This window comes from Thalassoglobus sp. JC818, from assembly GCF_040717535.1.
Taxonomy (GTDB): Bacteria; Planctomycetota; Planctomycetia; order Planctomycetales; family Planctomycetaceae; genus Thalassoglobus.
Genome location: NZ_JBFEFI010000001.1, coordinates 371499 through 384206, shown reverse-complemented (window position 1 = coordinate 384206; position 12708 = coordinate 371499). Strand labels below are relative to the sequence as shown.

The 12708-nt window shown below is 51.1% G+C and carries 8 protein-coding genes; 3 read left to right on the top strand and 5 right to left on the bottom strand.

The features are described 5' to 3' along the window. Nucleotides 1-33 precede the first annotated feature (33 nt). On the bottom strand, nt 34-1938 hold the full coding sequence (locus AB1L42_RS01280) for a hypothetical protein (RefSeq protein ID WP_367050337.1): 1905 nt from the start codon (nt 1936-1938) through the stop codon (nt 34-36). 160 nt (nt 1939-2098) lie between these two features. Next, a complete protein-coding gene (locus AB1L42_RS01275; RefSeq protein ID WP_367050335.1) occupies nt 2099-3616 on the bottom strand; it encodes a YrhK family protein in 1518 nt (505 codons plus the stop codon). A gap of 339 nt (nt 3617-3955) precedes the next feature. Here AB1L42_RS01275 and AB1L42_RS01270 point away from each other — a divergent pair, with 339 nt between their 5' ends. Then, entirely contained in the window at nt 3956-4669 is a 714-nt protein-coding gene (locus tag AB1L42_RS01270) for a hypothetical protein (protein ID WP_367050333.1), read from the top strand. Nucleotides 4670-4998: 329 nt separating this feature from the next. On the opposite strand, the gene AB1L42_RS01265 is transcribed toward AB1L42_RS01270, so the two are convergent. The 3 genes from AB1L42_RS01265 to AB1L42_RS01255 all read right to left on the bottom strand — a co-directional run bounded on the left by AB1L42_RS01265 (nt 4999) and on the right by AB1L42_RS01255 (nt 7926). After that, the gene (locus AB1L42_RS01265; protein ID WP_367050331.1) at nt 4999-5484 is read right to left on the bottom strand and encodes an SMI1/KNR4 family protein; all 486 of its coding nucleotides are present in this window, start codon (nt 5482-5484) and stop codon (nt 4999-5001) included. 280 nt (nt 5485-5764) lie between these two features. Then, the gene (locus AB1L42_RS01260) at nt 5765-6301 is read right to left on the bottom strand and encodes a hypothetical protein (RefSeq protein WP_367050329.1); all 537 of its coding nucleotides are present in this window, start codon (nt 6299-6301) and stop codon (nt 5765-5767) included. A 41-nt stretch (nt 6302-6342) separates the two neighbouring features. Then, nucleotides 6343-7926, bottom strand: a complete 1584-nt coding sequence (locus tag AB1L42_RS01255; protein WP_367050327.1) for a sulfatase — start codon at nt 7924-7926, stop codon at nt 6343-6345. A 303-nt stretch (nt 7927-8229) separates the two neighbouring features. Here AB1L42_RS01255 and AB1L42_RS01250 point away from each other — a divergent pair, with 303 nt between their 5' ends. Both AB1L42_RS01250 and AB1L42_RS01245 read left to right on the top strand, forming a co-directional pair. Beyond that, entirely contained in the window at nt 8230-11208 is a 2979-nt protein-coding gene (locus AB1L42_RS01250) for a PSD1 and planctomycete cytochrome C domain-containing protein (RefSeq protein WP_367050325.1), read from the top strand. Between the two features lie 60 nt (nt 11209-11268). After that, nucleotides 11269-12699 (top strand): DUF1501 domain-containing protein, encoded by a 1431-nt coding sequence (locus AB1L42_RS01245; protein ID WP_367050323.1) that lies wholly within the window; start codon nt 11269-11271, stop codon nt 12697-12699. The last annotated feature ends 9 nt before the right edge of the window (nt 12700-12708 follow it).

Below are 12708 nucleotides of genomic sequence, written 5' to 3'. Positions count from 1 at the left end.
CGAACGAGAATTCGCAGCGAGAGTACCGAAAAGTTACTGAACAGAATTGAGGAATGCTCGGATGCTGGCAGCTTGTCTTTCCGAGTAAGCATTGACCCAATTCGTATAGCCACTGCGGCTCATACCGAGAGCCCGCTGTTCCCATTGCTGCTGCAGGTTTTCGCGGTCCAGCCCAACTTTAACAGACGGTGCCATCTCTTCCTTGTTGGTCGAGAATACTTGTGTCGGATATAGCGATTTGAGGTGTCCGACCGTGCCGATGGCATTGAACTCGTTGAAGAGGCGGCGCATTTGAAACGTATCTTCGATCGGCTCAAACTTGCCTTGAGCAATGGCTGTGAAAACTCGCTCTGCCCGATTCTGATCCATCCCGAAGCCTCTCGCATGCACAGGGCGAGTCAATTCATCCATAAAGTTCTGGTGGATGTCTGCGTATTGATTGAGCACCGTCTGAAGTCGTTGATCGTTGTTAGCCAACGACGAGAAAAATTCGTCGGCGTCTCCTTCAGAGTCTTGCACCTGGCTCGTTGCGATCGCTTTCACGATTGAGACATGTTCTGGCGGAACACCCCACTGCTGAAGGCGATCACGTACCGGTCGCTCGTTCGCGATTCGCTGAAGCTGGGACTTAATATTGCTCATGACGGTACTGTTCAATGTGGTCCAACGAGTGTTTGAGATCGTCCCGCCTATTTCCCTGAGGGCAGCTTCGAATTCCCGGTTACTTCGGAAACCTAACTCTTGCTTTAATGCGAAAAGTTCTGAGCTGCGCTTCTTCGCATTGGCTTTGGTCATTCCAAATCCCCCTTGGGCGACCGGTCGGGCCAAAAGCTCTGTGTAGGGATCCGGTCCCTTGGGGGGAGGAGGCTGGTGAGAGACCTTGGGGCTTTGAATCTTGATATGGACCACTTCTTCGTGAGCGTGTGCTCGGTCCCGCTCTGACAAGTTTTGATCAGCGATTTGGCGGACGGCGTCTTCGTAGGATGTTGATCCCTCCTGCAGTTTCTTCAGCAAGTTCGGATCGATCCGTGAAGGATCGGAAAGATCCGCACGGAGAAGTGCGTGGACTTGAATGTCACTCAGGCCGCATTCATCTGAGTAGGTGATCATTGCTTCACGAGTTGCATCAAGGCGTCGTGCAATTTGCTCCATCGCTCCGAGATTTTCACCGCTTTCTTCGACATTATCGACGCCGTTGCCGAAGTCATTGATCTCTACTCTGCTTATAGCATCCATGATGGCGGGATTGTTGCCGAGTTGCAGATCGTCGTGGTGGTCATTGAACTCGTCGAGTTGAGTGTGAAGATGTTGGTACATCTTTCTGGAGGACGTGCTCGACTTCGCCCACGAGTGCTTTTCGGCTCCGATGATCTTTAACTTTTCAGCAATCAGATTCAGATCTTCCTTCGTCTTTCCATCATCCCAGAAGCTCTGCTGTGCGAATTCGAAAGCATCCGATTTTGACATCTCGAAGCCACCCAGTTCGCGAGGCTTAGTGAGTGTTTCCAGAATCGTTGCCATGGCCTTCAGGTTTTCACCAAGGCCTTCAAACTTCGAAAGAAGCGGTTCTGCAGCTATATGGGGACGCCCCATTTGTTCTTTCAGGCCATTCTCAAACGATCCATTCCGATTCAACATATTGACAATTGAGCCGAACTCATTGACTTGAGTTTGGAAGTGATGACCCAATTTTGCCGCTCGCGGTTTAAGTTGGTCCAATCCTTCGAGCATCACCTCGACACGTTCCTTGAGAGGACGCGTCGACGACGATGGGATCACTAATCCATCATGCTTGGCTGAGTTGAATCGCGAGTGAGCCTTGCTCTCCAGGTCTTGTTCGACGCTTCTGGAAAAGTCAGTCGACGGTCGATCCTGGAATTCGGAGTACTGGATGTTCTCGACGAAATCAGATTGGGTAGACGAAATAGACCGACTCATTGATTTACTCTTTTGACTTGATTGCCGCGCAACCGACTGCCTACCTGCGGCGAGTCTCGGTTTGGTCAGTCGTAAAAACACTTTTAATTGCAGAGTGCCCCGGATTTAACTGGCGACTTCTCAGTGAAAATTGTGTTTGTCCGCACAATTCTTGTTTCAACTAATCCCAAGTCTCCGACTCAGACCTCATGGGAGCAAAATCTCTGGACTTGTCAGTTTCGTTCTGTGACGGTCCCAACATGATGAGCTCTTCAAAGCCAGACGATTGAATTGCTTGGTACTCTTCAAGCAATCTGGCATCGGACAGTTTCTGACGATCCAATCCGAGCCCTTTTTCTCCACAGAGTTTTTGAAGCGCAAAGACCTTAAGGACTGTCTTCATTAGAGGTCGTGGGTCTTCATCATCATTTTCGAAGGCTGGACCGTTGAGCAGTCGATCAAACTTTGCGTACTTCTGACCGAAACCTGTGCTGCCGGAACTTCGATCTATGTAGTCATCGAGCTGCGTTCGTAGTTCGCCCACGGAAGTTCCGGAAAAACTGTCCGCATCGACCACGACATCGAACGTGCATTCACGAATCTGTGCACATACGTTCTGCAAATGATTCCCGGACATGAAATCTAATCTGAGATCCGTCAGGTCATCGTGGTCGAGAATTAGCGAGCCGACGGACTGTTCACTGTCATACGAATTTTTTGTCGAGTCGCCGGATTCGAATTCGTCAGATTCTCTCGGGCTGAAAGGTAACTGTGTAGGGGCAAACTTATGGAGTGTTCGCAAATTGCTTGGTGAAAAAGGGCGGGCATTTAACTGTGGACTCGTAAACGAAGTTATGTCTGACTTTTCGCTTGCAGTCGGGGAAGAGAAATTCAACTCGCTCCGGTCGATGAGCTGCGTCTCTGTATCTGAGTTTTCGCTGGACTCGAAAATGATCTCGGAATAGCGGCTTTTCTTAATCTCGTCAATTTCCTGATTCAATCTCATGTCTGGTGCAATGTTCCGACGCTCGCAAACACCCTGAAGCAAGACCGCTTCGTGCACGGCGAGCAGGACTGACTGGTCCCGGCCTGAAACCTCTAGATGGATGAACCTTCGCGGACGGACGAGTTGATAATGTTCAAGCCGTTGACCATCCATTTCGTGTTTAGGTTGTTCATGAATCTGTGTTCGGAGTTCAGCGACAGAACCGCCGTCACACAAGGTGTCGAGAACAGCAATTCCGGATTGTGCATCACGAGCGATTTGATTCATCGACAATTGAAATTTTGTCCCGCCTTGCATGTAGCCGTTATGTAAATCCTTCGATGTGAACGCAGGATCATTGGCTTTATCGACGTAGTGAGCTTTGGCCAAGAGTGCTGCGCTGATCAAGAAGAGGACTGATGCTGAGATGATTAGCGGAAGTGCGTACGTTGTCAGAATGAGACCTACAATGAAGCAGGCAGCTCCCAAGAACAGCGATACGAGCCCGGCGTTTTCCCATCGATTCGATTCTTCGGAGGCTGCAAGAGATTCGCTGCGTTCCTTGGTCGTCAAACTGCCAATTGATGCACGTGTGCGCGCTGAGACCTGGTTGTCCGACCGATCAGTATCAAGTTCGACATTGTTATCGCTCGCAAGATCTGTCGCTGAGGGGAGTCGAATCGTGTCGAGGGATGAGGTGTTACTCATGGACATCAGAACTTCTCCTGCGAGATCTGCTGCAAATCGAGATCGAAAGTGGCCGAATTGCCGAGCGAATTGAGTGGTTGGTTTTTCCGTACAGACACTCATTGAACGCTCGTTCAGCGGAATTCTTGCAGGCTTCCAGACGTTCGAACGTCATTTCTACTGCCGGTAATCTCGTTTTGCGACACCTGACGAGACCGGCAAAGTTCGGAAGGGAATTCGACTGAAACAATTGAAACCTCCTGGCTTACTGCAAGAGAGAGAAGATTCCGCCGTTCTCGTATCGAGATCGTGCTCATATCAGTGAAGACCTTTTCCTCAACTTGCTCAACCAATAGTGCGGATTCCATGATCACTTCTCCTCAGCTTGGTGATGAAATCATCGACGATGTCGTTTCTCAAAGCGAAAGGAGCGGACTGGTCGCGAATCACTCGACTCTGCAAGCAGTTCTCAATCGCCAAGAACTGAAGTCTCTGTTAAAGCAGGCCACTGAGACCTATCAGGAGAATTATGAACAGGGCCTGAGAGCCTTTGAGCGTCTTGTAGATGCTCAAGCCATGAAGAAGCTGCGATCGGCTCGTGCTCAACAAACCGATCGTCCGAGCGAGTCTTCGTCGGCAACAGCTACAGGCTCCGATTCGTTGAGCGATGGAGAATTCGACTGCCTGTTGTCTCAGGGAATACAAGAAATTCAAGATGGGAGAAGTGAAACCGGGGCTGCAATGCTTTCGGTGCTTGTCACTCTTCGTCCCACTGATCCGCGATGCTATATCGGCTTCGGGACAGCTATTTGGCAGACATCGGGCGTTCAGAAAGCAGCACAATTCTACGAGATTCTGACTGAAAGCTGGGAACAACCAGAGCTCGCGTATTTCGCTGCGGACTCACTTTTTGAAGCCGGTAGGCTCGAAAGAGCCAGGCAACTTCTGGAAAGAAGCGTTGCCGTCTTCCAGAAGCAGCCCCGCCAGCTTTCGAATTACGATGTCGAATTGTTCGACAACATGACGTCGCTCTTGGACGAAATCGAATTCGCGAGTAAGCATCAGTCGCAATCCCATTGATCGAATCGACTGGTCTTTTATTCCAGTGCCCTCACCATTTTCTGACGTTAGAGGAACGATTGACTGTCGATCGGCAAAGAAAATGTCCATGCAAACAGTTGGTCGGTACACTCCGCTGCAGTTGGAGAGGCTCTTGCCACCCTTCACGCACCTTGAGAGTTTCAGCAACGCCTTGACGAGTAGTTTTGAGATATCCTCGAAAAACCAAACATTGAGTGAATTGTTACTGGCTAAACTCTTTGGATCTCTTCACATGCGAGCACGGCTCGACGTTCTTGCTTATTCTCATCTCGGATCCCAGAGGTGGTTCGAATAGTGATACAGCACCACTACTGTTCTTTCTTCTTGATCGCCTCTAACTCTTCAAGAAAAGCGGGGTCGATCCAAACACGCTTCACTTGTCCCGGATGAAGCTTTACTTTGAACGGCACTAAGCCGTTGAGGAAATCCGTAAACGTTTCGGCAACTGTTTTGATCAGGTTACTTTCGTGATCCCAAAAGTCGACTCGGCTCGAGTCGATATCCATTGTGACGTAATTGCCACACCCATCGTCAGCGATTGGAAAAGATCGACTTAGAATACTTGCGACGTTACTCCGTTCGCCAAGGACATCTTTGATTGGGATGAACTGATTGACTCCAGTTGCTATTTCCCCATTGTCGGCCCGGAACACACATGTTTCCGGTCTTGCCCCATCATGTTGCATGATGAACTTCCGATAGGAATCGGGTAGTTCGGTGGCGAAATAGATCTCGACTGCCTCGATGGATTGGATTGAAGGTGCTTTGGATGAATTGATTCGGATGTTTCCCATCGATCGGATCCCCCACTCTTAATTATCGTCACACCCTCTGTGTGAAGAATCCCACATTGGACCTCAATCGAAGCTGACTGCATGGTGCTACAGTCCTCACCAGTGAGTCAGTCCTTTTCACTACCTCGGCGTATTCAAAGCGATTCATGTCTCTATTGCCATCAACCGCCTGTGCGGTCGTGTTCCTGTTTTTCGTAAGCAAAATTGAATGATTGCTCTGAATAGCCGGTGATCTCGAACGAAACGCATAGGTTATCGCAGGATATCTACGTATTGCCGATCATCGGTTCGTTTCAAGATGACTGTTTTCGCTGCCTTCCGTCTCTAGAATCTGGAAGCAGCTGACAAACCCACTCTTGAAACTTTGTTGGTGTGGTTGCTCTTCTCTGAAAGGGGCACCTCTCCACTTTAGAATTTCGAACCCGGTATATGTTACTCTTCCTGTTGAGTTTATCTCCTTGCCAGGAATGAATGCCATCTCCACTTGCCATTTGTGGAAGATGACGGGCTTGTCGAGTTTTCTCGAATTCACAACGTCGATAACAAGCACTGGTTGAAGCGTTTCCTTGGTGATGATCGCAGGCTTGTTTTCCGTTTCTCGCCAATTCCCACTGACTGACAATATGCTCCCGAGTGGCTTCTCCAGCAAACCCACAATCACACAACTGCCATTGATAATCTCATCTGCGTTCACATTGGACTCTGCAGGTGCAACAGTTGTGCCTTGTACTCCTTGAGCAAGAATTTCTTCTTGTGATTGAGCAATCAGAGTGAAGACCGAAAGAATCACCGAAAACGCTGAAATTCGACGATTCATGGAAGCCCTCCAGCGTGACTGATGATGAAGCAAGGAGGAAACTATTTGAGGCCGACGGAACCGGAGCCATATCGGCGTTCGAATTCTTCAACTGGGTTCCAGTCGGGGCGCTTGTAGAGTTGCTGTTGCCGCTCGATGGATCGGTTGGGATAGAAATCGAAGATCTCGCCGTTCCCGTTGATGCGTGGGTCGCCCTGTGCTTCGAGTTTTTCCTGCAATTGGTTCCACAGCTGTTCAACGATTGCGACGTGTTGAGGATCGACGGCCAAGTTCTTCACGCAGTCCGGGTCAGCCTCGATTGCATACAGCTCTTGCTCGGGGCGTTTTCCGAAAGCAAGTTCGAAGAAATGATAGTGCTCGTGACCAACTGTGAGTCCGGTCAGATAGCTCTTCGTTGGGGAACCATCGCAGTTAAGGAAACCAAATTGCGGATCTCCAACTGGCCACCTTTGCGGCTTAAAATTTCGGACATAAAGCCAGTCGTCCGTGCGGATTGCTCGGGAGGGATACCCGACTGACAGGAGTTCTCCGTCTGTCCGTCCGATGTCATGGCGTTCTTTTCCAAGCAACGTGTAGTTGCGCTCAGGGTCGATGCGTCCGGATTCTTCCGAAAGTAGCTGAGGCAAAAAGCTCTGACCGGTCACTTGATCTGGAGCAGCGACTCCGGCAACTTCGAGAATCGTCGGGGCGACATCCGGAAACGTGATGAAATCTGTCACGGTTCGGCCAGCTTTCACACGGTCTCCCCACCGAACTGCGAATGGAACATGGAATCCATCGTCGTAGATTTGCCCTTTCACTCGCGGAAACGGCATGCCGTGGTCCGACGTGGCGATGATCAGAGTGTTTTCAAGCCGACCACGACGCTGCAACTCTTCAAGTGCGCGTCCGATATGCGTATCAAACCATTCAACTTCGATTGCGTAGTCAGCAAGGTCACCTCGGATCGTTTCTGTATCAGGGAAATAATCGGGGACGGTGACTTCCGAAAGATCACGACCATCTCGCTTCCAACTGTCTAACTCGTAACCGCGGTGTGGTTCCTTTGTCCCGAGCCAGAAACAGAATGGGGCATCGTCGTCGAGACTATCGAGAAAGGCGGTGAAGTTGGCGGCGTAATCAATATTCGATATGCCCTTGTAGGGAGGCTTTGCAGAAATCTTGTTCCATGCTGGGCCGGCAGGATTATCTGTATTCGCCTTGCCAGCGACATTCCCTTGCCAAATACCCGGTCCCCAGCCCTTCCCTGTATATCCAATGGAGTAGCCTGCCTGTTCCTTGAGAATCCATGGATAAAACTGCCATTTCTCCGAGAGGAAAGGTTGGTGATTACAGGCTTCTTCCAGCTGCCAAGAGTAGCGGCCTGTTAGGAGACAAGCACGTGCTGGTGAGCATTTTGGATTGCAGTTATAAGCTTGGCTGAAGAGCACACCCTCACTGGCGATGCGATCGAAATTCGGCGTCTTGACGTAGTTTGCTCCGTAAGCTCCAAAGCTGTCGCGAGAGGCATCGTCTGCAATGATGAAGAGAATGTTGGGCTGATCAGCGCTCCATCCCCTGCTCTGCCCGCAAACCAGGGTGATGATAGAAAGCAGCGACATTAGAAGCAGAGTGCGAATCTTCATGGTGTTCTTCTCATTGATGCGCGATCGAGGAACATCGAGTCACTTCCCGCTTGAGGCATCTGATCGACGATCAAACAGGAATCACACACTGAACCTAATCCTTTCAAATGCGATGCACAACATCGCGGCGAAACCGGTGTGGTCTCAGAGAGCGGATTTCGAGCCGGGAGTACAGAGCTCCTCTCCAGAGCTGCCCGAGAGTAGCAGAAGCAGTGCGCTTACTTCTCTTCTTTCCCAGCGGACAGTAGAGTGAAGTGTTGATCCATGATGCGACTTCACGAGAATCTCTAGTTCAGAATGAAGATGAAAAGCCAGTACCTGTCCTTTGCAGCTCTTTGTCTGATCGCAACCAACACTTTTGCCGCCGATCGGGAAATACGTTTCAACAGAGACATCCGTCCGATTCTGACTGACAAGTGTTTTGCCTGTCACGGACCTGACGCGAAAGAAGTTCAAGGCGATTTGCGATTGGACCTCAGAGACCAGGCAATCGAGGCGGGGGCCATCGAGCCTGGGGACATCTCAGCGAGTGAGTTGGTTCGAAGAATTTCTTCCGATGACCCGTTCGAAGTGATGCCACCTGAGGAATCGCATAAACCGCTCAGTGAAACCGAACGATCTCTATTGCTGCGATGGATTGCTGAGGGAGCTGTCTACGAACCACATTGGGCCTACGTCCCGATGCGGCGACCGGAAATCACTGAGACTCCCGGTCAAAATGTGATCGATCACTTCGTCAATCAGCGATTCGAAGAGGCAAACGTCCTTCCGACTCCGCCGGGTGATCCGATCACATTATTGAGACGGGTTTACTTCGATCTGACCGGATTGCCACCGACTCCTGATGACGTTGACGCGTTTCTCAATGATCACAGCGAGACGGCATATGCACAACTCATCGACCGCTTGCTGGAATCGCCCCGATTCGGCGAGCGAATGGCTGTCTATTGGCTGGATCTCGTTCGATACGCCGACACAGTTGGATATCACGGAGATCAGGACGTCTCGCAATCGCCCTATCGTGATTACGTCATCGAGGCATTCAATTCCAACATGCCCTACGACCGTTTTATCCGAGAACAACTCGCTGGAGACTTACTGCCGAATCCCACGACAGATCAGTTGATCGCGTCGGGCTACAATCGACTCAATCAAACGACGGAAGAAGGAGGATCTCAAGCGAAGGAGTATCTCGCGATCTACTTTGCTGATCGTGTCCGGAACGTATCGCAGGTGTTTATGTCTGCCACGATGGGTTGTGCACAATGCCATGACCACAAGTTCGATCCGTTCACGGCTCGCGATTTCTACTCGTTCGGGGCATTCTTTGCCGATCTGGAAGAAGTCGGGGTTTACGGAGGACGAGGACACCGGCCCCCCATGATGCATGTGCCGACTGAGGCACAACGGGCACAAATGGCCGAACTCTCCAGCCAGGTCGAGCAACTGCAGTCGCAGATTCCGACGTTGACGGCGGAGGTACTGAAAAGTCAGGACGATTGGGAATCGTCGTTGGAATCGAAACTCGATGAAAAGAGTGAGAAGGAGTTCACTTGGATCGATGACTCGCAGGATACTGGCGGATCAAGCAACGGTACTTGGGACTTTGTAGGCACCAACGTCTTCAGCGGTGAAAAGTCGAGACGACAAGCAGCGACGGGACTTGTGCAGCATTTTTTCTCAGACGCAGCCAAGCCGATCTCTGTTGAGCCGATGACAAAGTTCTATGCGTGGGTTTATCTCGATCCCGATAATCCACCGACTGCATTGATGTTGCAGTTGAACGACGGGGACTGGGACCAAAGAGCCGTCTGGGGAAGCGACGAAATCCGATTTGGTCGCAAGGCTGAAGATTGGAACGGCTATCGCCGACAGGGGAACCTCCCAGAGGCTGGGAAATGGATTCGACTTGAGTTTGCCGCAGCTGACGTCGGCCTTGAAGAAGGTGCGAAAGTGAATGGCATGGCCTTCGTTCAGTTTGGTGGACTTGCTTACTGGGACAAGAGTGGTTGGCTAACGGAAGACGGAATCCCGGCTCACATTGCCAGCGCATTGCGAACTCCACCGGCTGATCGGAGCACTGAACAGACGACGGAGGTCAAAGAATATTATCTCGACAACGAGGCGAGAATGGTTGCTCTTCGAGAGTCCGTTCAAGATTTGAAAGATCAACGGACTCAAATCGAGGAGGCAAGCACCTCAACGGTTGTCAGTAAATCGGTTCAGCCGCGGATGATTCGCGTGCTGGCACGAGGTAACTGGATGGATGACTCAGGAGAAGTTGTCTCGCCAGCGATTCCAGCTTTCCTGGGGGAACTTGAGACAGATGGTCGCCGGGCGACTCGACTCGATCTTGCGAACTGGCTTTGTGAGCCCGATAACGTGATGACGTCGCGAACCATGGTCAATCGCTTGTGGTATTTGATGTTTGGCCGAGGAATCTGTTCGTCCGTTGATGACTTCGGGGGACAAGGCACATTCCCTTCGCATCCCGAACTTCTCGACTGGCTAGCCATCGAGTTTGTGAAGTCTGGTTGGGACATCAAGCACATCATGAAGATGATTGCACTCAGTGAGGCTTATCAACGGTCTTCAACACCAACGCCACAGCTTGCAGAAGAAGACCCCTACAATGAATTGTTCGCTCGGCAAGGTCGTTTCAGAATTCCAGCGGAAATGATTCGTGATACGGCCTTGATGACGAGCGGATTACTCGTTGAGGAAGTCGGCGGCCGGAGTGTGAAACCCTATCAACCAGCAGGTTACTACGCGCAACTGAATTTTCCTCGTCGCGAGTATGAACCAGATACGGGAAGCGACCAGTATCGACGCGGCGTCTACACACACTGGCAGCGTACGTTTCTGCACCCGATGTTGAAAGCCTTCGACGCACCCAGCCGAGAAGAGTGCACTGCTCAGCGTGCAAGGTCGAATACGCCGATTCAAGCGTTGACCCTTCTCAATGATCCATCGTTTGTTGAAACAGCTTGTGCACTTGCAGCCAGAACAATGACGGAAGCTGGTGACGACACAGAAGACCAGATCGAATGGGTGTACCGCGTGGTCACATCTCGACATCCGGACCCAGCCGTCTCGGCAATTCTTCTCGACCTCCAGCAGAAGCACCTGGAGTATTTTCAGCGGAACCCAGAAGAAGCCAATGCGTTGGTGGCATCACTCACTGTGCAAGAATTCGAAACCCTCGATCCCGTTGAATTGGCTGCCTGGACGAGCGTAGCCCGAGTCGTCCTGAATCTGAAAGAGACAATCACGAGATACTGAGTCGGCAAACAGAAAGTTGACTTTGAACAGTATCACAGCGAACTCATGTTGAAGCTTATCATGAATAGATCTTTGAATTCCTCCGATGCGATTGCTCGCCGGACATTCTTACGTCGAACAGGTCTCGGATCGGTCGCGTTGGCGTCTCTGCTCAATCAGCAAAGTCTGTCTGCCGTAGACGCAGCGAGTGAAGCACCATCGACCGGTGTTTTAGATCGCGCTCATTTTCCGGCAAGAGTCAAACGCGTCATTCACTTGTGTATGGCTGGCGGGCCGAGTCATCTTGAGACTTTCGACTACAAGCCTGAACTTGCCAAGCATGATGGCGAAGGAATGCCGTCATCGCTGACGGAAGGCCAGCCGATCGCTCAATTGCAAGGCAAAGAGCTCAAAGTGCTCGGTCCTCAGCATCCCTTTGCGAAATGTGGAGACAGCGGGCTGGAGATCTCTTCGGTCTTTCCTTACATCAGCGAGTGGGCGGACAGCCTCTGTGTCATTAAGTCGATGTACACCGAGCAAATCAATCACGACCCTGCTCATACTTTCTTTAATACAGGCACCGTGATTAGTGGCCGACCCTCCATGGGATCATGGGTGCTGTACGGTTTGGGGGCTGAAACTCAGGATCTACCAGGGTTCATTGTCCTGACAAGCGAAGGCGGCGGTCAAAGCCAGCCGATCAGTTCGCGCCAATGGCACTCCGGATTTCTTCCAAGCCGCTTTCAGGGTGTGCAAATGCACTCAACTGGAAGCCCGGTTCACTATGTGTCGAATCCTCCTGGAGTCGGCCGCCAGCAGCAGTCGGACATAGTCGACGCCATTAATGGGATCAATGAGCTACGGAATCGCGACCTCGCCGATCCAGAGATGACAGCCAAAATCGCGGCCTATGAAATGGCATTTCGAATGCAAGCGTCGGTGCCGGAGTTGATCGACACGTCAAACGAACCCAAACATATCGTCGACATGTATGGGTGCACGCCAGGCGATGGAAGTTTCGCAAGCAATTGCCTGTTGGCACGGCGTCTCGCAGAACGCGGTGTACGTTTTATTCAGCTCTATCATCGTGGATGGGATCATCACGGCGGTGTCAAGAACGGAGTGGCGACGACCGCGAAACTGGTCGATCAGGCAACAGCGGCGCTTCTCGCCGATCTTCAACAAAGAGGTCTTCTTGAGGATACACTCGTTATCTGGGGTGGTGAATTTGGTCGGACACCGATGGCTCAAGGAACTGGCCGCGATCACCACATCAAAGGGTTTTCCATGTGGGTTGCCGGAGGTGGAGTTCGACCCGGGATGTCATACGGAGCAACCGACGACTTCGGATACAATGCTGTCGAGGACAAAGTCCATGTTCGAGACTTTCATGCAACGCTCTTACATCTTCTCGGAATCGACGCGAATCGCTTCTCCTACAAGTTTCAGGGCCTTGATTTTCGTCTGACAGGTGTTGAGGAAGCTCATGTCATTCGAGACATTCTGAGCTAAGTATGGAAC

Coding starts and splice junctions, on each gene's coding strand:
- AB1L42_RS01270 (WP_367050333.1), top strand. CDS start 3,956: ATGATCACTTCTCCTCAGCTTGGTGATGAAATCATCGACGATGTCGTT.
- AB1L42_RS01250 (WP_367050325.1), top strand. CDS start 8,230: ATGAAAAGCCAGTACCTGTCCTTTGCAGCTCTTTGTCTGATCGCAACC.
- AB1L42_RS01275 (WP_367050335.1), bottom strand. CDS start 3,616: ATGTCCATGAGTAACACCTCATCCCTCGACACGATTCGACTCCCCTCA.
- AB1L42_RS01260 (WP_367050329.1), bottom strand. CDS start 6,301: ATGAATCGTCGAATTTCAGCGTTTTCGGTGATTCTTTCGGTCTTCACT.
- AB1L42_RS01245 (WP_367050323.1), top strand. CDS start 11,269: ATGAATAGATCTTTGAATTCCTCCGATGCGATTGCTCGCCGGACATTC.
- AB1L42_RS01280 (WP_367050337.1), bottom strand. CDS start 1,938: ATGAGTCGGTCTATTTCGTCTACCCAATCTGATTTCGTCGAGAACATC.
- AB1L42_RS01255 (WP_367050327.1), bottom strand. CDS start 7,926: ATGAAGATTCGCACTCTGCTTCTAATGTCGCTGCTTTCTATCATCACC.
- AB1L42_RS01265 (WP_367050331.1), bottom strand. CDS start 5,484: ATGGGAAACATCCGAATCAATTCATCCAAAGCACCTTCAATCCAATCC.